This is a genomic window from Litchfieldia alkalitelluris, assembly GCF_002153425.1.
GTDB lineage: Bacteria > Bacillota > Bacilli > Bacillales > Salisediminibacteriaceae > Evansella > Evansella alkalicola.
In genome coordinates this window covers 2592105-2617013 of sequence record NZ_KZ119600.1, presented here as the reverse complement: position 1 = coordinate 2617013, position 24909 = coordinate 2592105, and the positions used below count along the sequence as shown (strand labels likewise).

The window sequence follows — 24909 nt, the reverse complement described above, 5'->3', positions numbered from 1 at the left end:
TTAATTATCTTTTCTTAGGTCCGCCACCGTTACCACCATTGTTTCCTCCACCGTTGTTATTCCCGTTCCCTTTTGCTGGTTGCTGAACGACAGTCTCTTGGATTGGAGCTACTTCAACCACAGGTTCCTCAACGATTGGTGCAGGTTGAGGTTCAACAACAGGCTCTTCTCCAATAGGTTCAGGTTGAGGTTCGATAACCGGTTCACTTGTAACAGGCTCTTCAATGATTGGTTCTGAGACAGGTTGATTAACAGGAATAAATAAAACTTGTCCGATAAATAGCATGTCAGATGTTAGGTTGTTCATCGTCTTAATTGTATCGACAGTCGTTCCATACACAATTGATAATCTCCACAATGTGTCACCTGAAACTACAGTGTGATAAATCCCAGTTATGGGGGGAGTTGTATCTTCTTCTTTTTCAATAATATCATGACGGTATAAATCCCATTGATCCATGAGTTTACCGACTACATCTTTATAATAATCTCCGCCTAAATGATTGTATCCGGCATTAGCAATCTCATAAAGATATTCCTTTGAAGCATCTTTTAGATCCCATCCGTTAGCAATTCTAGTTTGATAGTTTTGGATTGCAAAACCATACCGTTGATTCACTAATAGAGTTCCTGTCAAGAAATGAACAGCATGCTGATACGAATCGAATTGACGATACCAATTATCTCTTCTTTGTGTTTCATCAAAAACAATGCGATCTGGTCCATAATTAGCAAGTACAGGAATTTCCCTGTCGAAATCTTCATCAGGTTGTCCTTTTAATTGCCATGCGTTCGGTGGATTGTAGCCCCATACTTTAATTCCGAAAAGGTTATTAGCAAAGTGGGCTGTTCTTGTTGTACCATAACCACTTTCTATAATTGACATACCGATAATTGCACTAGCTGGCATGCCATATTGTTTACTTGCATTAATTCCAAACTCTGTAATTTGATTAACAAATTCTTCTTTTTCTTGTTCAGAAGGTGCTTGGATTCTACCTAAATAAGCATGAGAGTTTCTTCCTAATTCTGCATTTTCGAACGGAAGTGGTCGAAACTGCGTAGAAGCTGTTGCCTCTGTGGTCTGTCCGTTAACAATGAAAGGAGACTGGAAAACTCCTAAACTAAGAAAAGAAATAATGATAACTGCAATAGTAATTTTGTTCTTTAACATATAATAACTCCTCTCATGATGTCTGTATTGTTAGTTGTCTTTTGGACAAACACGCGTCACACAAAAAGAAGCGCTAAGGTTAATTGTAATCATTTATTTGTAATTGCCTAGTAGTGAAAAATTGGAAGTTTCATAGAATGGTTGATTTTAAAGAAAATAATGGATGAGTGTGTGAAGAGATTTTGAATTGTAAAAACATAAAAATGGTTCTTTATTTAGGGTCAATTATGATTGAAATAGTATATTTGAATATGAAAAACAAAGGTTTGGATATTTATGTTAAAATTGAATTGGGGTGATTTTTTGCATTGTAGAATTCCAATGATTACCTTTTTTTCTTTGAGCATAGCTCTCCTAATTGTGGGGTGTTCCAGTCTAGTAAGTAATGATGTTGGAATGCCAGAAGACTTTAATTTTAGCTTGAGTTATGGGGTAGATGGCAAAAGGAAAATTGATACTTTTGATGGAACCATAGTAAAGGATCTTGTTAGCGCCGGTAGAATAGAAGCAGATATAAGTTTTACAGAAGAAGAAATGGAAGAGATCTATACAAAAATGATGGATATTGACATCATGGGAGACTTAGATATACCAGAAGAACAGAATTGTGGGTCTATACCAGGGACTATATCCGTTTGGTATATAGAAATGAACGGAGAAAGTCAATCCATTGGATACGGTAGTGTTTGTAAGAATTCCTCTGATGATTTAAAAAATCTATCAGATTTAGAGGACTATATACACGAAATGCTTTTTCATAAAGAAGAATATCAGGAGCTCCCTGAGCCAGTTGGGGGATATGCGAACAGTTAATAAATATGAGTAAAAGTACGTCTTTGTAAAAGTAGAATCTTACTTTTACTTATAAGGGGAGATGATGAACTTGCATAAATTAACCATACTATTATCTTCTATATTGGTGATTCAGGTTCTTTCTTATGTAGGGATTATGTTGTACCAGGACTACAAGGAGAATCAACAAATCGCATATGAAATGTATTCTGATGATAAGTTTGACTATGATATAACTGATTTTCAGGAACGAGGATATATCATACTTACTCGAAGTGACAGAATAGATGAAAGTAGAGATAGGGTATTTCAGTTTTATGAAGATGTAAATGGTGGAGAAAAAGCTGCTATAGATATATACAATGGCGAGTCCATTAGACACGTGTTTTTTGATGGAGATAAAATAAAGCATAAAACTATTCAGTTGGAGCTACAAGGAAATAAAATACAATCATATACTAGTATTTGCTCAAGCTTATCCTATGAAGAAGATGCTGATAAAAATAGAATGTACTTTGATTTGAAAAATTGTGTACCTGTACCAGGATCGTTGTCGCCAGTTCCAACCACACCAACAGGGATTATCATGATGCAAGAAGCAAAAAATGAATATTTTGATAGTCATTTAGTAATGTTTCCCCTTGACTAAAGCCCTTGTACAATTGTAGAAATAATAGGGAATACGATATCATAGTATAAAATCAAGCAATCGCATCATTATATTGGAGGTTCTAATTTGAAAAACAATTATATAGGATTTGGGGTAATAGTACTCTTAGTTATTGTTACCTTCTTTATTTTTCGCGAGCCCAGTCAAGAGTCCATTCAGTTGGAGGAACTACAGCAACAGATGGATTACTTAATAAACGAGAATGGAAGATTAGAAGATGCATTAACAGAGTCAAGCGCTCTCGTTAATGAGTTGCAGAAGGAAAATAAAGAGCAGGCAGATGTAATTGCTGATCTTAATGATACTCCTCTAATGATCGATTATCGCGTTTTTTCTGATGCAATAGAGACGGTTGAATCTTATAAACAAGCAGAAGACTTTGAAGAGGCGATGAAGTATTTTTCCAGTAATGTGGGAATGGCTCAATTTGAAGAGGAACATAATGTCATTGTTTTTAATGATAATCTAATCGATTGGAGACCAAATGCGATTGAAGAACTAAGGGAATTTACAATTGCCGATGACCAATTAATACTTACTTATAGTGCCGATCGTGGAATTAGGCACTGGTATGGATTCGTTATGGTTAAAGAGGACGAGTGGAAGATCGACGAAATTAAATTACAGTAATTATAAAGGTAATTAGTGGTACGGATTTTGAATTGAGGAGGCACTTATGGGCGAGCAAGAACAATTAAAGTTTTTTGATGATAATAGAAACGTATTGGGTGTCGCTTCTCGGAGTGATGTACATAGGATTGGATACTGGCATGAGGTGTTTCATTGTTGGTTCATCAGTAATGAGGACGGAATAGATTATATCTATTTACAACTACGTAGTAAAAATAAAAAAGACTACCCTAATCTATTGGATATCACTGCTGCTGGACATTTATTAGTTGATGAAACAGTCGAAGATGGAGTAAGGGAAATTAAAGAAGAGATCGGAATAGATGTAGCATTTAAGGAGTTAATAAGTTTAGGGGTAATTGAATACTGTGTTGAGCAAGAAGATTTTATTGACAAAGAATTAGCAAACGTTTTTTTATATAAGAGCAAATATAATTTTGATGATTTTACCTTGCAAGTGGAAGAGGTCTCAGGGATAGTAAAAGCTAAATTGATTGATTTTGCTCAACTTTGGTTTGGTGATAAAGACAAAATTGAAATCAATGGATTTAAAATAAATGAAAATGGAAACAAGCAAATTATTAAAGAATATGTTGCTAGAGATAAGTTTGTCCCACATCAAGTTCTTTTTTACAAAGAGGTTATTCAAAAGATACAGGAACAGGTTTGATAAAACATTACTTGATACAGGCTATTATTTGGGTGGTAGTGAATATGATTTTTGATGCGACTAACCGATTTGAGGAAAAAGCCTTTAAAAACAGTCTGTAAACTAGGATTACTTAAAAATCCTGTTTACAGGCTTTTTTATTGCTCTCATTACGTAACTTCAGTTTTCCAATTGTATCTCATGATGTTTTCATATCGTTTTTGTATTTATTTAGCTTCCTTTGGAAAAATAAATGATGCCTTTAACCATTATTCAAACCACACAACGTAGGAGTGAATACATCATGAATATCGACAGGTTTGAGATAAGGAAACTTCACAATAATGAAAACGAGGTTGCTTTATACCTGTATCTGAATGATCAATGGACTGAATTTGCTACAGAATTAGGTAGAGAACCAGAACAAAAAAGGGATATTCTTTTTACAGCGAAAAGCTTAATTAAAACCCATTATCCTAAGGCGAAAGTATCTGTCATTAAGGTCATGGTTGGAGGATTGTTAGTCACCTCTATACCTTATATTACAAACACTGGCTCTGTAGAAGCAGCTTCAAATACTGGTACTACTCAAACTGAGCACATGTCGTCTATTTTTTATAGAGTATCACAAGGAGATACTCTGTGGAGTATTTCAAGGCAATTCAATACTACTGTGGATAATATTAGGCGTGGTAACCATTTAACAACAGATATTCTACAACCAAATCAAATCCTAGTTATACCTACAGCATTTTATACCGTCAAGTCAGGAGATACGCTATTTTCGATAGCAAGAAATCACCATTCAACACCTGCATTATTACGTGAAGCAAATAGGTTAACGACCGATCTAATAAGTGTCGGTCAGATCTTAATTATTCCAGCAGTTATTAATAATGATAGTGGAGCGATTCCTAAATCCAACATGCCATCTACACCAAATGCACAAATCATTGATTCGAATTACACTGTTGTTGCAGGAGATAATTTGTTTTCTATTGCCCAAAGGTTCGGTACATCAGTAAATGCTATACGAGATGCGAATAATTTGAAAACGGATGTTTTGCAGCTTGGACAGAAACTAGTAATTCCTAATGGAAACACAGATTTAGTCCCGCCTAATCAACCAACTCCTGAGCCGGCACCTACACCAGTAACATATACGGTGGTTTCAGGAGATAGTCTATCTGTAATTGCAAATCGATTCGGAACTACAGTTACGGATCTTCGAGTAACAAATAATCTCTCATCTGATGTAATTCGGGTAGGACAAACATTAACGATACCGACTAATGGAACGACACCAAATCAAGCATCTACTACCAAACCAACAACTACAGAACATACGGTCATTTCAGGGGATAATTTGTGGAGGATCGCTAATCATTATGGAACAACTGTTGATGCATTGAGAAGGGCAAATAATTTAACGTCAGATGTCTTGCAACTTGGACTAACACTCACTATTGCTATAGGAACAACTAGTTCTGACACAACTAGTTCTGAAACAACTATGCCACCAGTACAAAATGGGTCACTGGATCCTGTAACAGTCACGAATACTCAACATACAGTACGTTCAGGGGATAACATGTGGAATTTAAGCCAACAATATGGCGTTCCATACCTTGATTTATTAAGACACAATAACATGACTGAAAGAAGTATGTTAAGCATCGGTCAGATTATTCAAGTTCCACAATATCAAGTGCCTGTCCGCCCTGTTGTTTCTGCTCGACATGGTGAAGTCCTTGACTGGTGGACTGAAGCAAGATATGTTTTTTCAACTGGAAAAGTAGCGACGATTACTGATTTTCAAACTGGCAAACAGTTTCAGGTGAGACATACGATGGGGGGGAATCATGCAGATTCTGAACCTCTCACTGCAAGGGACGCTCAAATTATGAGAGAAATTTGGGGAGGAAGTTTTTCTTGGACGCCTAGGGCAATCATTGTATCGGTCGATGGAAGAAACTTAGCAGCAGCTATGCATTCAATGCCACATGGTGACCAAGTGATTAGAGATAATAATTATAACGGTCACTTTTGTATTCATTTTGCTAATAGTACGAGACATAGTGACGGACTAGTCCAGGATTCGATGCATAGACAAATTGAAATCGCTGCGGGAAGAACTATTTCTAGGTGATTAATATGAAAAAATATACTTATTAGACAGCAGCTTGTTTCTTTTAACTGGGTACTGAAAATTAGATGGTTACCAAATATCTTAAATATAGAGAGCTTAAACTAACTGTGGTTGGTTTAAGCTTCTTCATTGGGATTTTTAGCTATATAGTATTTGTTTTTAAGAATTCTTAAGTGAAAGTAAATACCTGAAAAAATGACGTTAATGTATGTATAACGGGTTATTTTTTAAATTCATAGAATGTTCAAAAAAATAACCTGAAAGCTATGCTATAATCTAATTAAAGAAAGAGAGAGAAGCACACAATAAAAAATCTGTTAACACCGTAGGAGACTCAACCATAAAAGTTGGTTCCGTTTCCAAACCAATGAAACAAACCGGTTGACAGTCTCACCTTATGTCTGAGTTTTAGCTGTAACTAAAAATGATCTGAGTTAGTCGAAGCAACTAAAGTTAGAAAGTTAACTGAAGTGAGCGAAGTAAACTAAAGTTAGAAAGTTAACCGAAGTGAGCGGAAGTAAACTGAAGTTACAAAGATAACTGAAGTAAGCTTATGTTAAACTTTGTTAAAGATCAAATTTAGTATGTTAATAAGTAGCATAAGGATATGCAAAACGAGATTACAAGTTATTTTTAATGAATAACTAGGAAATCGTTACTGTACCCAAAACGGAATAAACACACATCGCTCTTGACTGTTATTGTCAATTTCAATTAAAGATTGAGACAATGGCATGGAATGTACAATAGTGTGATGTAAGTGGTTGGGTCCCCTAAGGTGTTAACCTCTGATAACCTCTAGCAAAGCTAGGGGTTATTTTATGTGTTTTACTAGAATTAGCTAGTGAAGTCGATAAAAGTAGTTTATAAGAAAGCAAAAACCGAAATAAATATTAAACTTAATAATTAAGTGATGGGACTAAAAAGGAATGTTATTCTCCAATTCTAGCATTCATTCCGTCGTCTTTTATCCATTTCCTTAATAACCCACGTCGTTTGCCTATTTACATAAGTACAAGTTGATTCGCTTGTGAATCTGCATAGTATAAATATGGAAAATAGCCTACAGGTTTATACCTAATAAAGGGAGGGGTTATGGTGTATCCAAACCATAATAATGAACTAGAATTGGACTACAGACAAACATACAATGATCAAGTAGATAATGGAATGTGGGAAGGAACATATGAACAAAGACAGTTTCAACCTATTGGCTTAGGCCCGATAGTAGGTGGATTAACTGGTATTTTTGGTCCACCAGGGGGGAGGCCGCCATTTGGTCCACCATCTGGACCCGGACAACCACCTTCAGGACCACCCGGTTTTGGTCCACCACCAGGTTTTGGGCCGGGACAATCACCTCAAGAAGGTCCGCCAAGTAGTCCACCACCATCATTTATACCATCATCACAACCAGGTGGAGTTGGGGGAATAGGTGTGATGGCAGTTGACCCAGGTGGCATTCGTCGTTGTTTGTACCGTTATACGTATATTTGGTTAAATAATAGACAACAGTTTTGGTTCTATCCAGTATTTGTTGGAAGAAACTCGATTGCGGGCTATCGTTGGAATGGATTTTTCTGGTTATACTTTGGAGTGGATTTAAGACAAATATCATCATTTCAATGCTACTGATAATTACATTGGAAATCCTTCAGTTACTATTTCGACTGAAGGATTTTCAAGTTACAGGCCGTTAGGGTATAGTACTGGAGTTAAAGCATTAGTGGATGTTTGTTTAGGATTAATTTTCAATTAGTTAGCATAACAACTAATTTAAACATTTATGACGGACCCTGCTTGAATTTCATACTGTGAGATACTCCCAACTGGAAGCTCTAAGACGGCTATTGCTTGTTTAACAGGAAATATAACCTTCCATGGTTTTACAGCTTCTTTCGTCAATATAACTTCATTTTTGGCATTCAAAAAAATGACATCAATCGGAAAAAACATAAAAAACATATGAATGGAATTACAGGGGTATAGTAGTATTCCTTCATTTTTAATTGGACTAAAACGAAACATTAAGCCTTTTAACCTTAGAAAGAACGTATCATATCGATGAATAGTAATTTGAACTTGTCTTATGTTAGATTCTGTAATGACTTGCATTTTTTCACGTCCTTAGTGATCTTAAATATCCTAGTTATTAAAAAAAATATAAATTTCCATATTTATGTATATATTGTAACATTTTGATATTGTTGCTTGAATAAAACGCGTGCTATAATCGCATTACAAACAACGACAAAATACGACATCGAACGTTGTTTAAAAATATGATAAAGGCAAACCATAGGAAACTATGGGACGCAAAGCTTTAGGGGCTAAGTCAAAACGATATGCCAGCCAGTTACCGAAAATAGTGATCACTATTATACTATTCTTCGGGTGTAGTATTTTTTTATGCAATAAAACAAAAAAATAAAAAGGTGGTCACAAATAATGAAACAATTCAAAAAATTTATGAACGAAGAAACAGGTCAAGGTATGACTGAGTATGGCTTAATTTTAGGAGTAATTGCAATTGGAGCAGTTGCTGCATTTACCGCTTTTGGTGGGGCTTTAATTGATAAAATTAATGAAGTGAAAGATTCTGTATTCTCTTCAAATTAAGTATATTTTCATAGTTATAAACTTTCAGTTCACAACGTCCGTTAAATATATAAATACAATATATTAAAAAAGGGGATAAAATAGAATGAAACAAATTAAAAGATTTATGCAAGAAGAAAAAGGTCAAGGTATGACTGAGTATGGTTTAATTTTAGGAGTAATTGCAATTGGAGCAATTGCAGCATTTACAGCATTCGGCGGTGCCTTAATTGATAAAGTTAACGAAGTAAGAAACTCTGTTTTTGGCAATTAACTAATAAATATTCATTAACTGTTTATTTTCCTAAGATACTAAATCCTACTTTCAAATTTATTTTAGAAAGTAGGGTTTTTTTAAAATAAAAAAAGAAGTTAAAAGTGGTTTAATCTCGTATAGAGATCTATTTCACGTAAAAAGAGGTGACAACCATGACAATTGTAGTTTTATTTATTGCTCTTGCTATTTCTATATTCACAGATATAAAAGATAGAAAAATATTAAATATCGTCACTTTTCCTGCCATGATAGCGGGACTTACTTTGAATACGATTACTTATGGGTGGGACGGTTTTTTATTTAGTTTATTAGGTCTATTAACGGGGTTAGCTTTGTTAATTATACCATATGCCTTAGGCGGAATGGCAGCTGGAGATGTGAAGCTTCTAATGGCTATAGGCGCACTACAAGGTGCAGCTTTTACGTTAGGTTCCTTCTTATATATAGCCATTATTGGAGGGATGATTGCATTTCTTATTTTAGTTAAACAAAAAGAGTTGATTTGTACTATAAGGCGGATCTTGTTCTCTGCTCAGTTTAGATCATTGGATGGATTAAACAAAAATGAATTACACCATGCGTTTCCTTATGGTGTGGCGATCGTACTAGGAACAGTTTGTTATTCGGGAGTGATGTTCCTGTGATTAAATCAGAAAAAGGGCAAGCAACGGTCGAATTAGCCTTAACATTGACGATTCTTGTGTTTATTTTATTTGTAATCATCGATTTTGGTCGAATTTTTCATGTGTACTTAACACTAGAGCATGCGAGCCGAGAAGGGGCGAGAATTGCTAGTGTTGGGGGAACTGATGCCGATGTCGTTGAGCGAGTTAGAACATCTGCTGGATCACTTAATACAAATCAAATTTCCATTTCACAAACACCTTCACGAGTAAATCGCTCAAGAGGGAATTATGTAACGGTACAATTATCTTATCCGATAACACCTTCAGTTCCAATAATCAATAATGTATTACCTGAATCATTGGAGATAAAAGCGAATACGGTCATGAGGATAGAATGATATGAAAAACTTGCTAAAAAAAGAAGATGGAGCGGTGATTATATTAGTTGCATTTAGCATGTCTATATTTATTGCCATGCTAGCTTTAGTAATTGATTTCGGTTCACTGTATCTAGAAAAAAATCGTATGCAGAAAATCGCAGATGCTGCAGCTTTAGCTGGAGCCCAAGAGCTTCCAAGTAATTTTTCAAGGGCACAACAACAAGTTCACCATACAATTCTCTTAAATAGTGGCGATCCAAGCAATTTTCGAAGCTTGACAAACCAAGGCAATACCTTGCTTGAAGTGACAGGTAGTAAACAAGGGACGCTATTTTTTGGTAAGGCGATAGGAATAAAGGAGCCAACCATTTCTGCTAGAGCTGTTGTTGAACTTAAACCGTTGCAATCAGGTACTGGATCAATTCCATTAGGTATCCAACCATCACATAATCTAGCATTCGGATCGTTACAAACGATAAAAGTAAGTGAATCCGCTAGTGGAAACTTTGGGGCGATTGCTCTAACAGGTTCAGGTGCAAATAATTATGAAAACGATTTACGAAATGGCTTTAATTATGAATTAAAAGTCAACACTACTTTAAATACGCAAACAGGTCAGATTGCTGGACCTACACAACGTGCGGTAAATGATCGAATTGCTAGCTGTCCGGATGCAACCTACTTAAACTACCCGCCAAACTGCGCAAGGGTTGTTCTAATTCCAGTCTATACTCCTGTTCAAACAGAACAGAATCAAATAAAACAAGTACGGGTTGTAGGCTTTGCTACTTTCTTTTTAGAAAGCGTGTCGTCAACAAGAGACGGTGCTGAAGTAACAGGGCGCTTTATCCAAGCGTCTAGTTCGGGACAGGCTGCGCCAGCTCAATCTAATTATGGAACATTTGGATATGGATTAACACAATAAGATCCATCATAAAACAGGGAAAGAACATAAAGGTGATGCCAATGAATACGAAAAAAATTTGGATGTTAGCTATCATATTCGGAATGATAATGTCTTTATTTGTTTATATATTAGCAGCCAACCCTGGGGATACTAACCAGACGGTTAATACAACAACAATTGTTGAAGAGGCAGAAGCAGTTAGTGATGTAGAACACGGACACACGATAGAAATTGAATCTGGTAAAAGAGCAATATCAATTTCAGTTACTGAAGTTCAAAATGTGTCAGGTTTCGTTACGCCAGGCTCTTATGTAGATGTTGTTGCGATTTTACCAATACCTGTGAGTGAAATTACATCCTCTCAAATTCTATTACAAGGAATTAAAGTGTTAGCAGTTGGAAAAACGTTTAATGATGAACAATATGAACTCAACCAGCTTAATGAAATGGTTACACTTGAAGTTACTCCCGAACAAGGTACTTCTCTTGCGTTTGCAAAAGAAATTGGTTCTATAACATTGATGTTGAGAGGAGAAGAAGACAAAGAAGTATCTTCAAATGTCCAAATTTCCTTAGAAGAACTCATCAAAGGAAAGATGCCGAAATGAAACTAAATTATTACATTTTGTCTGAAAAAAATATGTACTCTACTGCAGTGCAAAGTATGCTATACGAGTTGAAAATTCGGAGTAAAACCTTCAATACTTATTCTGAATTAAAAGTAGAATTAACGAATTCAAAAGGGAACATTGTAGTGCTTGGTCCAAACTCTATCCAAAACCCCTATGATATATGTCAGGAGGTCACACGACTTTTTCCACAAACAGCTGTTATTTTACTTTTACAACGAGAAGATATTGATTATAAAAAAGCCATGTTCTCAGGTGCCGTTGATGTTCTGGATATCGAGAGTGATGAGCAAGAGGTAATCGACTCGATCAAAAAAGCTGAAAAAGTTGTCAGCTTAAAACTTGAAGGGGACCTTTCTGCGAAAAATGATAATACTGCCAAAATTATTACGGTCTGCAGTACAAAAGGTGGCGTCGGAAAGACAACGATTAGCGTAAATACAGCTGTCGCACTAAATAAACATCATTTGAAAGTAGTGGTTATAGACTTAGATCTCCAATTTGGTGATGTGGCCCTTTTATTTGACCAACAACCGTCCCGAACGATCTATGATTGGGTCAAGGGGTCATATGAACATGGTGACAAATCAATTGAAGACTTTGTACTGAAACATAAATCGGGGATTGATATATTCGCAGCACCTCCTCTTCCGGAATTTGCTGAACTGATTACAGGGGAACACATTAGCTACTTGTTAGAAGAATTGAAAAAAAAGTATGACATCATTATCGTTGATACACCTCCAGCGTTTGTAGAAACGAGCTTAATTGCCCTTGAACATTCTGATGTCATCTTATTAATTGCATCGTTGGACTTACCTGCGTTAAAAAATGGGAAACTCGCGATCGATACATTAAATTTACTAGGACTTAAAGATAATATTCGTGTTATTTTAAATCGAGACGCAGAAACGGAAGGGATGACCAAGGATTTAACAGAGGATGTCTTAGGGATGAATGTTCATGCTACAATTCCAAGTGACTACAAAACCGTCATAAGCTCAATCAATAAAGGAGAACCGTTTGTAGAGATTTCCTCTAGATCCGCTGTTGCCAAAGCAGTGTTGAATATCGGAAATCAGCTAATCCATCATTTCTCTGAAAATGAAAATGATCCACCAACAACAAGGAAGAAGAAGAAAAAAGGAATGTTTTTCTTTGCTAAGCGTAAATAGGGGGGGAAGAAATGTCATTATTGAAAAGAATCAATGAAAAAAATGCGGCTTCTTCCTTGAAAGGGAATGGGCAGCCCGATAGTATATCTCAGATTAGGGAAGCTGTAAAACCAAAGGATTCTGAGCTGAAAATTGAACTTCAAAATTATTTAATCACAGAGTTAAAAAAGAAGCCAGAATTAACTGATAAGGAACAAAAAGAACTCATTGATATTGAAGCGATGAAATTCTTAAATGATAAAAATGATCGATCAACTTTCGAAGGAAAAAGAGAGCTAATTGATAGGGTGTCGCATGAATTGATTGGATTCGGTCCAATCACTCCACTGTTAAATGACTCTGAGGTATCCGAGATTATGGTAAATGGTCCGGATCAAATATATATTGAAAAAAATGGGAAATTAAGCCTTAGTTCTAATTTCTTCCGTGATGATGACCACGTATTACAAGTGATTGAGAAAATAGTTTCTCCACTTGGTAGAAGAATAGATGAGAGCAGTCCAATGGTTGATGCTCGCCTCCCTGATGGTTCAAGGGTGAATGCAATTATTCCACCATTATCGCTAGTAGGACCAGTAATTACGATCCGGAAGTTTCCACAAAATCGCTTGCAAATTCAAGACCTTATCCGATTTGGTTCCGTCACAGAAGAAATGGCACAGTTTCTGGACGCATGTGTAAAAGGACGTTTAAACATCTTTATAAGCGGTGGGACTGGTAGTGGTAAAACTAGTTTACTAAACATCATGTCATCGTTTATTCCGCATGATGAAAGAATTGTCACGATTGAAGATGCAGCAGAACTACAGTTATTACAAGATCATGTTGTGTCTTTAGAAACCCGTCCACCAAATATTGAAGGTAAAGGGGCTATTGCTATCCGAGATTTAGTAAAAAATTCATTGCGGATGAGACCTGATAGAATTGTTATCGGAGAGGTTCGAGGTGGAGAAGCATTGGACATGCTTCAAGCAATGAATACTGGGCATGACGGTTCATTAGCGACAGGGCACTCTAATTCACCACGTGAAATGCTGTCTCGCTTAGAAACGATGGTGTTAATGGCAGGGATGGATTTGCCAATTCGTGCAATAAGAGAACAGATTGCTGGTGCAGTTGATCTCATTATTCAGCAGTCACGATTGAAGGATGGGAGTCGAAAAATAGTAAATATAACGGAAGTAATTGGTATGGAAGGAGACACCATCGTCTTACAGGATTTATTTGTTTACAAGCAAAAAGGAACTGATGTGGATGGAAAAGTCATTGGAGTGCATACCGCAACGGGAATCCGTCCATATTGCTCCGAAAAGCTAGAGCAGTATGGATATGAATTACCATCTCATTTGTTTAATGGAGGCTAATATGGCGATGATTGCAGTCATTTTTATACTTTCAACACTTAGTTTCGCCTTCACGTCCCTATATTTTCTTAGGAAGAAACAAAATGTAAAGAAACGAATTGAAAAGTTTTTTCCACAGCATGGAACGATTTCTGTCACAAAACAGAATGTGGTTCCAACGAAAATAGCGAAAAATTCTATGTTTAAAAATACCTTTGAGCATTTCTCAAAAAATATAAAAACATCAGAACAAAAGAGAAGTAAGTTAGGGCTAGAATTAGAAAGTGCGGGACTTCCTTTAAAGGTAGAAGAGTTTATTGCCATAAGGATTATAATATTTGGAGTTGCCTTTATATTTTTAATGATCATTGGCGTTTCATTAACAGTATCTATAGTTATTAGTTTAATTGGGTGGATCCTACCCAATTTTTATGTGAAAAGGAAGAAAGAAACGAGAATAGCAGCATCTGCTTCACAATTACCACAAGCATTAGAAACAATGGCAAGTGCAATGAAATCGGGATTTAGCTTTATGCAAGCGATGCAACTTGTTTCAAAAGAACTTCCTGACCCGATAGGAATTGAGTTTCAACGGACCATTAAAGAAATAAACTTGGGAATTCCGACAGAAACATCTTTTCAGAATCTGTTACAACGGTTGCCGAATAAAGATTTAGAAATAGTAGTTAATGCTGTATTAATTCAACGTTCAACAGGCGGTAATCTTGCAACTATTTTAGAAACGATACAAGATACGATATCAGACAGAGTCAGATTAAAGGACGAGTTAAAAGCACTCACATCCCAGGGGAGAATGTCTGCGTTGGTAATTACATTATTACCTGTTGTTTTAGGGTTGCTATTAAATGTTATGAATCCTGATTATTTTACACCAATGTTCTCACATCCTTTAGGTTGGGTGTTGTTAGCAGGCGGATCTTGTTCAGGGCTGTTAGGCTGGATTTTCATACAAAAGGTTGTCACAATCGAGGTGTAAAAAAATGGTACTATTTAGTTTATGGATATGTTCGTTCATCTTTTTTACTTCTATTGGCTTACTCCTACTCATGCGAATATATAAAAATAGAATAGAGATTGGGAAAAGAATAGCACCTTTTTTATCGACGCAAAAACAACAAAATCTGTCAGACTCAAAAGAGGTACTAGAGAATAAGTCTCTATATATTCGCCTGTTTCAACCATTGGTTATAAAAGCACGTCAGTTTGTATTAGGAAAAATGCCAAAACATAAGATGAATGAAATCGAAAAAAAGCTTCAAGCAGCAGGGCAACCGTTACGTTTAGGGGCTGGAGATTTTATTTTATTACAAATGACCTTGCCTGTTAGTATATTTTTATTATTTATGATTTTGTTTGCACCAACGTCGGAGGAAACGGTTAAAATCATTACGTTAGCCGGTTTTGTAGCTGTTTTTGTATACGGTTATATGAATTATTATTTATCGGCAAAGAGTAAACAACGGACAAAACTAATTGAAAAAGGGATGCCTGATTTTTTTGATATGTTGAATGTCTCCATTGAAGCGGGAATGGGTTTGGACAGTGCGTTAAAAAAAGTCTGTAGTCAAATGGATTCACCATTATCAAAGGAATTTTTATCTGCTTTAGAGGATATGAAGCTAGGAAAATCAAGAAAGGAAGCTTTTAAGGAACTAAGAGACCGTGTCCCATCAGAGTTTTTTAAAAGTGTCATGAGCTCTCTTATTCAAGCGGATCAAATGGGCCTGGGAATAAGTAAAGTATTGAGAACACAAACACAACGAATCAGAGAAAAGCAACGATTCAGTGCAAAAGAACAGGCGATGAAGGCACCAGTAAAAATGCTCATTCCGATGGTTCTATTTATTTTTCCAACCTTATTTATAGTTCTTCTTGGCCCTGTAGTAGTAAATTTAGTAATGCAGTTTTTATAGATAAGTCTCTTCAATGAAAAAACCTTGTTAATGTCTTTATGACATTTACCAAGGATTTTTTATTATCTATTAGTTTATTGAAACGATTTACGATCTGAAAGAAATAAATCTTGGTATGTATAGGTTTGGCGGGACCGTGTGGGAATCGAACCCACCGGAGACGACACGCGCCTCCCTGAAGGTTTTGAAGTTATGGTTTGACCGTTATATATAGTGTCATATAATGCTTTAAAGTGCTATATAATAAGGTTTCTGTGACGTATAGTATTTTTTAGTATCATATAATTTATTTAAAATGGGCACTCGCATGGCACTCTTTAGAAATAATCCTTGTAGAATTGGGTTATTTTTTTTGAAGTTATATATTCGTTTTAACGAAAGGGTACACGTATTTTTATCCTATTTAACTAGTATGGAGATGGAAAAATTAAAGGTGATTTTACGGATATCAACAGGGATTAAAGACGAAATAAATACAACGTATAATTGACTATGTTAAAGAGAGCTTTTGAAAGTTGAAGTGATTACAGTTATTAAAATGTACCACTTCTGACATAACAGTTACCACCTATTGACAAAAGGTTTACTAAAGAATTACATACTTTTTACCACAGACTGTTTTACCGCTGCAATCCTCCTTGTTGAAAGATATTAACGCATATCTTGGAGAAGGAAAAGTGCTATAGAAATTTGATTCATTTTCAATAAGGTGTAGTCTTCTGCAAATGGTCCAGACAAACTACTTGTATTACGTAGTAGACGTTATACTGCGCAACAGGGATTTCTTTTTTTTAAGAATGTATTTAACCATGATTTGACTTTTCTTTATGCGGATAGATCAGTAACCAGGTCAAAAGTGGTATTGTGGAATAAGTAACCTCTCTATACTTGAAAAGAATGTATTGTAGTGCTTGTTGATATAAATGGCATTTTAATATTATTTTCAAATAAATGTCTTAACTCTTTCTAAAAGCAATTATAAGCATTCTGTCACTTGATATAGAGTTCCACAGAAAATACTAGAAACTACGGTATAGTCCTTTCAGTCTTTACATTTTATTTATGAAAGTACCCTAAGTAGGCAACGGAAACTTCTTTGTAATTTTACTTTGTTTCATCCAGAGGAATAAAGTAGCCATTAATAAAACAAAGTCTAATCTCCCTTCATGGAAAACTTTAATAAAGCCGAATTCAAAGAAAATCGGTATTTTTGTAGTAATTATAGCACCTAGTGAAATACAGAAAAGGGGAGCCACTGCATATTTAACTTGATGATTGATTAACAGTAGTGAACCGAACACAATCTCTACTGTACCTATGAACAACGCAAATATTTCAGGAAATGGAAAACCAATGGATTGAAATCTAAGTACACCTAGTTCAGGCTGAATCCATTTAAATATACCTTCAAAAAAGAACACAGTCCCTACGGCAATCCTGATCAGTAATAATGGATACAAATTGGATCCCCCCTTAAAATGAATTTGTAAGAGAGTATGCAACTTGTCTCCATTTAAGAACGGATAGAAAGCTTTTGAACACCCCACCTAAGTGCAAAGCCAGCGACAAGTAATGAAATTCCAGAAATAATTGTCATGAATTCAAGAGATACAGCCATTGATAGACATGTAATTAAGCCAAGAATAGGAATCCAGTTTGGATAAAGTTTATCTTCTTCTTTCATTTTCATTGCTGCGAGGTTAGCAATACTATAATACAAAAGAATAGTAAAGGAAGCAGCGGAAACGATAAACTCGAGCGTTCCAAATATACTAAGTAAAACGATGATAAATCCACTTAAAAGTATCCCAATATGAGGGACATTATATTTTGGATGAATGTTGCTAAGAAAAGTTGGAAAATCATTTTTTCTTGACATGGCAAACATCATCCGGCTAATTCCAATGATTTGACTTAATAATACTCCAAGCATCGCCGTTGTAGCTCCTAGAGCGATGATAAAAACGACACCTGGAAAAGTGAACTGTGAAGCTGCAACACTAAGAGGAGAGGAAGTTTCACTTAATGCTTCTGAGCCAACTCCTCCAGCTGCGACTAGAGCAATGGAGAGTATAAAAGTACCGATAATGTTAATGTCGCTATTACGGCTTTTGGAATTGTTTTTCTTGGATTTTTCACTTCTTCTCCTAGAGTAGTAATCCGTGCATAACCTGTAAAAGCAAAAAACAATAAAGCTGCGGATTCAGCGACTCCGAAAAACCCGGTTGGCGCAAAGGGGGTTAAATTAGCAATATCGAAGGATGGTATGCCTGATATAATGAAATATAATAAAGAGAGAAAGGTCACTCCCACAATAAATAAGTTTATTTTACCTACCTTTTTTATTCCAAAATAATTAGCGGCCGTTAATAACAAGGCCGCACCAATAGCACCTGCTTTTTCAGGAATCATGGGAAGTAATTGTGATAGATAACTTCCGAAGCCAATGGCAACAACTCCACCGGCAGATATTTTACTCGCTAAGAACATCCACCCAGCGCTAAATCCCAACCAGGGAGATAGCACCTGGTAACCATACTCGTAGGTACCGCCTGATTGAGGATAGACAGAAGCTAATTGGGCAAGCTTAAGCCATTACATGTAGCTGCGAAACCAGCGATTAGTAAACCAATTAAAAAGGCAGGACCAGCAACGCCAGCAGCAACTCCCGTTACGACAAAAATACCGGCACCTATGACAGCACCTACTCCAATCCCCACTGCATCTAGAAGGCCTAGATCCCTCTGTAGTTTTCCTTTTGAAACATTCATATCTTCAGCCAATGTGATCACCTCATGGTGTAAAAATTAATAATTAAGCTCGATTAATAAAATTGTCTTATTTAGATTAGGTTACGCACTTTAACTTTTAAACGTACTTTGATCGATGGATAAATTGAAATATTAGTAATCAGAGGAATTGGGCAGGACAATACATTTAAAAATAAAACCAGTAAGAAACTACGAAAAGTAGTTCTTACTGGTTTTGAGGTATAATAACGAATTAATAAAAAGAAAGCTGTCTGTGATGGATTCAAAGGCATAGCGCAAGTACGTTAACTAATAAACAGTCCGTAAGGACAGCGTATTTGAAATGATATAGAGTGAACACTAGAATACTTTATTAAATGTGATTCAAACACAGGGGATGCTATTTAGGTGGTAAGTTATAGTCAGATAAGTAAGTTTAGAAGTAAAGAAGCGGTGGGAAGTTCATAGAGCTGCTGCAGAATATGTAACGGACTCAGGAGACTCTAATTGTATGTAAAACACTATTTTTGTGCAGTTAAGGGACTCAGATGACGCTTACACGCCAGAAAGCGGTGGATCAGCCTCGGTTTTAGTGGCTAAAGGTCATCTGAGTCCGTTAAGTTAGTAGAACCGAAGAAATTAAGGGAGTAAGGGTCTCTGGTGTCCGTTAGAACAACATCCCATTTGCCGCACGCCGAATTAACTAATCTATAATTGTTAGTTTTTCAACAGCTATTAGTGGTGGGTCCTCAGTAAGTATTATACTGTCATCTGGAAGGACAGCCTCAATTGTATCTCCAACACTCACAGATTCTAGATTGATTATTTTACCGCTTTGGTCAAAAATATCAGCTTCTGTAACAATAAGTACTAATAGATTACTTTGTATACCAATCTTTGAAAAATCACCCTCAATAGTTAAATTCATATTCCCATAGGTGAAAGTCTCTACAACTGTTCCACTTAAAATCTCTTCATCTGATCCATTTATTGTTCCACAACCTGCAAGAAACATTAGTGATAAAAGTAATAAAAAATTGTTCAGCTTCATAATAATTTCCCCTTTATTATTAATATAAGAGAACTTACAGTGTTACAAATAGTTATTAAAATTATAAGACATGAGTCTATACAATAACTAAAGATAATTAATTTAAGGACATCGTAACTACTAATGCCCTTAAATCCCCGACCTTTTCCAAATCTTAAAATCGGCAACGTTGCATCTCTTTAGGAGTATTAATACTTTTGATTAATTTTGTTTCGCTATATTATAAATACATTTTTCGTAGTACCGATTTAAAGTTCAATATGTTTTTTCGCGATAGCTATCAAACCACCAATTAAAACTTAGAATATAAACTCTTTAAAAACAGTCTTATCTAGTCTCATAAAAATATAAAGGTCTACTTAGGTTTAAATCTGCCATTACACCATCTATTGGACTATAGTAGGATATATAATTGCTACTGGTACTCATACCCCAATGTATTCCGTATATATACCACTCGTTATTATCGGAATATCTATTAGTTACTGCAGCACCACTGTCTCCCATTTTTGTATAATAAGTAGTTCTCACTTGATTAGGGAGAGTACCATAGGTATTACTTTTTACACTCCCTATCCAATCAATTTTTCCATTAGTTATGCCACTAGCAACTCCATGTTGAGTGACATGCATACCTTCAATCTGATTTCGAAGTCTTACTATACCATTTATCGGTCTAGAACCATATAATCTTCCGTTTAATTGTCTGTTATTTACTCTGAGAACAAAGGATGAATCACTTTGACGGTTACTAGTCGGGTTTCTAAATATATAACCAACTCTTGTGCCACTTGGTTGATAAACATTAGCACCCGTATTATTATACCAACTACCATGTCCATGAGATACAAAACCAACTTTTCCATCACGGTCGACAGCTGTAAACCCTAATGTACTAGTACCTGTACCGTTACTATTAAGTGAGACTTTAACACCACCTATAAGAGGGTCATGGGGGTTGTATCTATTTGTTTCTTCAATAGAATACCCTTCAACAACTTTTACTGCTGGATGATCTCCAACCATTTCCAATATTATTTTTTCTTTTTCTATATTGAGTTCATTAACACTTATATAAAAGATGTTATCCTGATTTTTTACATAAGTTTCTATTACTTCAATGTCTTTCTCTCTAAGAATGTCCCACTTCTTATTAAATTTATCCTCTATATCTCTTAGTTCTTTAATACTATATCTACCTTTGAAAAATTTAATATCCTCTGTATTAACTGTATTCATAATGACAGCCTTATTTTCAGGAACTCTATCGTTAAATCCTAAATTGAGAAACCCTTTATCATCAATATAAACACCTGAAAAGTTTGGGTTTTTTTCCAAATTGTTTGCAAGTACCTCATATAGATTAACACCTCTATTTGACCTTTCAAGGTACTCTGTAGTGAAATCTTTTTCCGCAGAACTTTCGCCAAAAAAAGTAAAAAAGGAAGTTACTAATAATAATTTGCAAAAATAATTCCGGTCTGTAATTTTCTCATCTTTAATCTCTCCTATATATTAGTATAAAAGTAATTGTACATTGAAAACTACCAAAATAAAACAATTATTGTATAATTATTACAAATAAACAGATTTCTTCGAGGGAAATGGAAACTAAATGGGTTTTAATTGGTTACATAGAGGCAAACGGGGACGGTTCGAGACTAGTGAAAAAGTCCATTTATATTTCTTCGCCTTCTGTAATTACAGAAAAATTCTCAAAAGTAATTTTATAAAAGTCAGTTTTACCATATATATGGTAGGTGAGGGGGGATTGCTAGTATCCTCTCTCTTTTTTTATGATATCAGTGCTGCTATTCTCTTTAAATTAACTGCGATTACAGCTAATTTTGATTGTTTCGACACACTTAATAGACCATACCCCTTGGCTCGAGATAGGCCATGAAACCTTTTGAGTTCTGCATTTTTCCCTTCAATCGAAGCTCTTTTCTTATATTTCTCTTTGAACTCTTCTGATTTTTGAAATTGAGATATTTCATAGAACTCGGTTGTATTTTTTCCAACCTTCATAATTTTTCTAGCACTTTTTCCAGTACATTCATCATGTAATGGACATGCCTTACATTGGTTTAATTCAAAATAATATCTATAACCTTGAAATTGTCCACTTTTTGTATTTGTTGAAAAATACTTTTTGTTTACAGTATTATTCCCTTGATCACACTGCCACTCATCGGCATCTTTGTTATAGGTATATTTACTTTCAACGATTCTGTACACTAAGGAGCTAACTGGTACGTAAGGCGTTGCCTTTATTTCCTCTATCACATCCAAAATGGACTTTCTAAAATAAGCTTTATCTCCAAACACTTCTTCTAGTTTAATTCCAGCACCTTTTGTCTCCTCTAACATTTCTTTTGCATAGTTACCATCCATGTAAGAACCATCGGCTGTTCGGACAGAAGTAATTATGCGCTCCTCTGTTGTCATGACAAATTCAGTCTTGTATCCATAGAAACTTTGGGATTTACTTTTCCGACCTACTCTTGCATCATCATCTACCAAAGAACGTATTCTACGATACAGGCTTCTTAATAATTACCCCAATAAAATTATGGGAATTTGCTTTTTATCATAAACACAATTCTTCGTCCATTTCGTCTAACATTGTTATGATTTCTCTCAGTTCTTTTGCAGCATGTTTTTTAGTATAGATTTCATCATATTCTAAAAAACTAAGTAATCGGATACACTTTAACTTTACTTCAACAATATCCCATTTATCATATAGATTCATTATATATTCTCCTTTCACGACTATTTAATTAGAATAGGCGAAAAGAAAATGGATATTCAGGAGTTCCGTTTAGGAGATAAAAAACCTAACTTCTTTTATTAGGTTGTAACAATGTTAAACAATCTCTTTTATCAACTCTCTCGGAGAATAAAGTGAAGAAGAAAGACGAAAAAACAATAGATCCATATACTGCGTAGTACAAATATACTATTCAATAGAAAATGATATTTCACAATTAGCTAGATTACTTAGTTTCCGTTGTTTGTGCAAGCTTTGTATACGTGAAGACAGATGCCATCCCTTCCAACATGACTTGTTATGTTTTGGAAAGTAAGAATGTCCAACCTTATCAACGGTTTCCCACATGATCATTGAAAGAGAATCGCCAAACTGCTCCCTTAATTCAATGCTTCGTATTAAATAAGGCGGTAGGTATGTAATTGAGGTACCCCGTAATGCGAAAGATTTGACCGTGATAAATAGTGTCATAGAATGCTATAAAGTGCTATATAATAAGGTTTCTGTGACGTCTAGTATTTTTAGTATCAAATAAATTTATTAAAATGGGCACTCGCATGGCACTCACGATTTTAAAGTTGATGGTACATATCATCAACTTTTTTTCTTGTGCCGTTTATTATGATATATTGGAGTAGGAAGGATAGGAAAAAATAGGATAAGTTTTCGGAGTTTACATAGTAAGGATGTATTGGACATAACCAAAATAATTTATATTGGAGAATAGAAAAATGAAAGTAAAAAATCATCAAGTTGCCGTATTTGCCCTCGGAGGTATGGGGGAGATCGGAAAGAATATGTATGCTGTACAATTTCAAGACGAGATTATAATTATCGATGCAGGACTTAAATTTCCTGAAGATGAGTTGTTAGGAATTGATTTAGTGATTCCAGATTATACGTACTTAGAGAAAAATAAAGATAAAATTAAAGGACTTTTTATTACCCACGGGCATTTAGATCATATAGGTGGGATTCCTTATTTACTTCGTCAAATAAATATTCCTATATATGGAGGGAAATTAGCCTTAGGCTTGATTCGTAATCATTTAGAGGAACACGGTTTACTAAGGGAAGCCCAGTTAATCGAATTTCAAGAGGATGACGTAGTAAGGTTTACAAAAACCTCCGTTTCTTTTTTTAGAACAACCCACAGTATCCCTGATTCCTACGGTATCGTTATAAAAACACCACCTGGAAACATTGTTCACACAGGGGATTTTAAATTTGATTTTACACCAGTTGGTGAACCAGCAAATTTGACGAAAATGGCCAAAATAGGAGAAGAGGGAGTTTTATGTCTTCTATCAGACAGTACCAATAGTGAAATGCCTGGAATTACAATGTCTGAACGTAAGGTAGGGGAAAGCATCGATACTATTTTTCGAAATGTAGATGGAAGAATTATTTTTGCAACCTTTGCATCTAACATCTATCGACTTCAGCAAGCAATTGAAGCGGCAGTGAAATATGGAAGAAAAGTGGCTGTTTTTGGCCGAAGTATGGAAAGAGCAGTAGACTTGGCTTTAGACTTAGGATATATAAAAGTACCGAAGAACACCTTTATTGATGCTGCACAGTTGAATAAGCTTTCCAGTGATCAAGTAATGATTTTATGTACAGGAAGTCAAGGAGAACCAATGGCAGCTCTTTCACGAATTGCTAATGGGAGACATAATAAAATTCAAATTATCCCAGGAGATACTGTTGTTTTTTCAGCTTCTCCAATTCCGGGAAATACGCTGAGTGTTAACAAAATTATTAATCAACTGTACCGCGTTGGTGCGGAAGTGATCCATGGCCCATTAAATGATATTCATACCTCTGGTCACGGTGGACAAGAAGAACAAAAGCTAATGCTCCGTCTATTACAACCAACGTATTTTCTTCCCATACACGGTGAGTATCGTATGCTTAAGCATCATGTTAAATTAGCTGAAAGCTGTGGCGTTAAAGAAGAAAATTGTTTTATTATGGAAAATGGTGAGGTTTTAGCTTTAGATCAAAAGGAAGCGTCACTAGCTGGGAAAATACCATCGTCATCTGTGTATGTGGATGGAAGTGGAATCGGAGATATTGGAAACATTGTCATAAGAGACCGACGAATTCTTTCGGAAGAAGGACTTGTCGTGGTTGTAGTTACATTAAATATGAAGGAATTCCAGGTGACTGCAGGACCGGATATCATTTCACGAGGCTTTGTTTATATGCGAGAATCAAGTGACTTAATAAATGAAGCACAAGAAAAAATGGAGGAACACCTCCGTCAATTAATGGTAAACAAAACAACCCAATGGTCTGAAATAAAGAATGAAATTACCGATGTCCTTGGTCCATTTTTATATGCAAAAACAAAACGTAAACCAATGATTCTACCAATTATTATGGAAGTATAAATGAAA

Annotated in this window: 26 protein-coding genes, 1 pseudogene and 1 riboswitch; of the genes and pseudogenes, 17 read left to right on the top strand and 10 right to left on the bottom strand. The window is 35.4% G+C overall.

Features of this window, described 5'->3' with window-relative positions:
- Positions 1-4 precede the first annotated feature (4 nt).
- Positions 5-1174, bottom strand: a complete 1170-nt coding sequence (locus BW724_RS12485; protein ID WP_088075530.1) for a muramidase family protein — start codon at positions 1172-1174, stop codon at positions 5-7.
- Between the two features lie 303 nt (positions 1175-1477).
- On the opposite strand from BW724_RS12485, the gene BW724_RS12480 reads away from it, so the two are divergent.
- From BW724_RS12480 to BW724_RS12455, 6 genes are all read left to right on the top strand, one after another.
- A complete protein-coding gene (locus BW724_RS12480) occupies positions 1478-1987 on the top strand; it encodes a hypothetical protein (protein ID WP_176371406.1) in 510 nt (169 codons plus the stop codon).
- Between the two features lie 70 nt (positions 1988-2057).
- Positions 2058-2615: a hypothetical protein gene (locus tag BW724_RS12475; RefSeq protein WP_140354965.1), complete on the top strand. Its 558-nt coding sequence runs from the start codon at positions 2058-2060 to the stop codon at positions 2613-2615.
- A gap of 87 nt (positions 2616-2702) precedes the next feature.
- Positions 2703-3266 carry a hypothetical protein gene (locus BW724_RS12470; protein WP_088075527.1) on the top strand — a complete coding sequence of 188 codons (564 nt, stop codon included), beginning with the start codon at positions 2703-2705 and terminating at the stop codon, positions 3264-3266.
- A gap of 46 nt (positions 3267-3312) precedes the next feature.
- Positions 3313-3936: an NUDIX hydrolase gene (locus tag BW724_RS12465; RefSeq protein WP_088075526.1), complete on the top strand. Its 624-nt coding sequence runs from the start codon at positions 3313-3315 to the stop codon at positions 3934-3936.
- Between the two features lie 283 nt (positions 3937-4219).
- The gene (locus tag BW724_RS12460; protein ID WP_176371405.1) at positions 4220-6064 is read left to right on the top strand and encodes a muramidase family protein; all 1845 of its coding nucleotides are present in this window, start codon (positions 4220-4222) and stop codon (positions 6062-6064) included.
- A gap of 1095 nt (positions 6065-7159) precedes the next feature.
- The gene (locus BW724_RS12455) at positions 7160-7699 is read left to right on the top strand and encodes a hypothetical protein (protein WP_205160371.1); all 540 of its coding nucleotides are present in this window, start codon (positions 7160-7162) and stop codon (positions 7697-7699) included.
- A gap of 141 nt (positions 7700-7840) precedes the next feature.
- Here the strand turns inward: BW724_RS12455 and BW724_RS12450 are convergent, their stop codons facing one another.
- A complete protein-coding gene (locus BW724_RS12450) occupies positions 7841-8179 on the bottom strand; it encodes a DUF192 domain-containing protein (protein ID WP_088075524.1) in 339 nt (112 codons plus the stop codon).
- Between the two features lie 165 nt (positions 8180-8344).
- A riboswitch (cyclic di-GMP riboswitch) is annotated at positions 8345-8428 on the top strand.
- A gap of 84 nt (positions 8429-8512) precedes the next feature.
- Here BW724_RS12450 and BW724_RS12445 point away from each other — a divergent pair.
- From BW724_RS12445 to BW724_RS12400, 10 genes are all read left to right on the top strand, one after another.
- Positions 8513-8683 (top strand): Flp family type IVb pilin, encoded by a 171-nt coding sequence (locus tag BW724_RS12445; protein WP_088075523.1) that lies wholly within the window; start codon positions 8513-8515, stop codon positions 8681-8683.
- A gap of 85 nt (positions 8684-8768) precedes the next feature.
- Entirely contained in the window at positions 8769-8936 is a 168-nt protein-coding gene (locus BW724_RS12440; protein ID WP_088075522.1) for a Flp family type IVb pilin, read from the top strand.
- A 155-nt stretch (positions 8937-9091) separates the two neighbouring features.
- A complete protein-coding gene (locus BW724_RS12435; protein WP_088075521.1) occupies positions 9092-9583 on the top strand; it encodes an A24 family peptidase in 492 nt (163 codons plus the stop codon).
- Positions 9580-9963: a TadE/TadG family type IV pilus assembly protein gene (locus tag BW724_RS12430; RefSeq protein WP_176371404.1), complete on the top strand. Its 384-nt coding sequence runs from the start codon at positions 9580-9582 to the stop codon at positions 9961-9963. Before BW724_RS12435 ends, BW724_RS12430 begins: the two co-directional genes overlap by 4 nt.
- A 1-nt stretch (position 9964) precedes the next feature.
- Positions 9965-10870 (top strand): pilus assembly protein TadG-related protein, encoded by a 906-nt coding sequence (locus BW724_RS12425; protein WP_088075519.1) that lies wholly within the window; start codon positions 9965-9967, stop codon positions 10868-10870.
- 41 nt (positions 10871-10911) lie between these two features.
- Entirely contained in the window at positions 10912-11460 is a 549-nt protein-coding gene (gene cpaB, locus BW724_RS12420; protein ID WP_176371403.1) for a Flp pilus assembly protein CpaB, read from the top strand.
- Positions 11457-12656: a CpaE/TadZ family protein gene (locus BW724_RS12415; RefSeq protein ID WP_088075517.1), complete on the top strand. Its 1200-nt coding sequence runs from the start codon at positions 11457-11459 to the stop codon at positions 12654-12656. Before cpaB ends, BW724_RS12415 begins: the two co-directional genes overlap by 4 nt.
- Positions 12657-12667: 11 nt before the next feature.
- The gene (locus BW724_RS12410) at positions 12668-14020 is read left to right on the top strand and encodes a TadA family conjugal transfer-associated ATPase (protein WP_088075516.1); all 1353 of its coding nucleotides are present in this window, start codon (positions 12668-12670) and stop codon (positions 14018-14020) included.
- A gap of 1 nt (position 14021) precedes the next feature.
- Positions 14022-14996: a type II secretion system F family protein gene (locus tag BW724_RS12405; RefSeq protein ID WP_176371402.1), complete on the top strand. Its 975-nt coding sequence runs from the start codon at positions 14022-14024 to the stop codon at positions 14994-14996.
- Between the two features lie 4 nt (positions 14997-15000).
- Positions 15001-15933, top strand: coding sequence for a type II secretion system F family protein (locus tag BW724_RS12400; RefSeq protein WP_088075514.1), 933 nt, complete (start codon positions 15001-15003; stop codon positions 15931-15933).
- A 1073-nt stretch (positions 15934-17006) separates the two neighbouring features.
- Here BW724_RS12400 and BW724_RS12395 read toward each other — a convergent pair.
- From BW724_RS12395 to BW724_RS23650, 8 genes and pseudogenes are all read right to left on the bottom strand, one after another.
- Positions 17007-17393 (bottom strand): DoxX family protein, encoded by a 387-nt coding sequence (locus tag BW724_RS12395; RefSeq protein WP_176371401.1) that lies wholly within the window; start codon positions 17391-17393, stop codon positions 17007-17009.
- 53 nt (positions 17394-17446) lie between these two features.
- Positions 17447-17866: an APC family permease gene (locus tag BW724_RS23970; protein ID WP_235848965.1), complete on the bottom strand. Its 420-nt coding sequence runs from the start codon at positions 17864-17866 to the stop codon at positions 17447-17449.
- 122 nt (positions 17867-17988) lie between these two features.
- On the bottom strand, positions 17989-18459 hold the full coding sequence (locus BW724_RS23965) for an APC family permease (protein ID WP_235848964.1): 471 nt from the start codon (positions 18457-18459) through the stop codon (positions 17989-17991).
- A gap of 47 nt (positions 18460-18506) precedes the next feature.
- Positions 18507-18716 carry a hypothetical protein gene (locus tag BW724_RS23960; RefSeq protein WP_205160370.1) on the bottom strand — a complete coding sequence of 70 codons (210 nt, stop codon included), beginning with the start codon at positions 18714-18716 and terminating at the stop codon, positions 18507-18509.
- A gap of 670 nt (positions 18717-19386) precedes the next feature.
- Positions 19387-19734, bottom strand: coding sequence for a hypothetical protein (locus BW724_RS12385; protein ID WP_088075512.1), 348 nt, complete (start codon positions 19732-19734; stop codon positions 19387-19389).
- Positions 19735-20061: 327 nt separating this feature from the next.
- Positions 20062-21072 (bottom strand): chymotrypsin family serine protease, encoded by a 1011-nt coding sequence (locus BW724_RS12380; protein ID WP_088075511.1) that lies wholly within the window; start codon positions 21070-21072, stop codon positions 20062-20064.
- A gap of 459 nt (positions 21073-21531) precedes the next feature.
- Positions 21532-22266, bottom strand: a pseudogene (locus tag BW724_RS12375) (transposase); the annotation flags it as partial.
- Positions 22267-22324: 58 nt separating this feature from the next.
- Complete coding sequence (locus tag BW724_RS23650; RefSeq protein ID WP_176371400.1) at positions 22325-22489, bottom strand: hypothetical protein; 165 nt, start codon at positions 22487-22489, stop codon at positions 22325-22327.
- Between the two features lie 749 nt (positions 22490-23238).
- On the opposite strand from BW724_RS23650, the gene rnjA reads away from it, so the two are divergent.
- Positions 23239-24903, top strand: coding sequence for a ribonuclease J1 (gene rnjA, locus BW724_RS12370; RefSeq protein ID WP_088075510.1), 1665 nt, complete (start codon positions 23239-23241; stop codon positions 24901-24903).
- Positions 24904-24909: the final 6 nt, after the last annotated feature.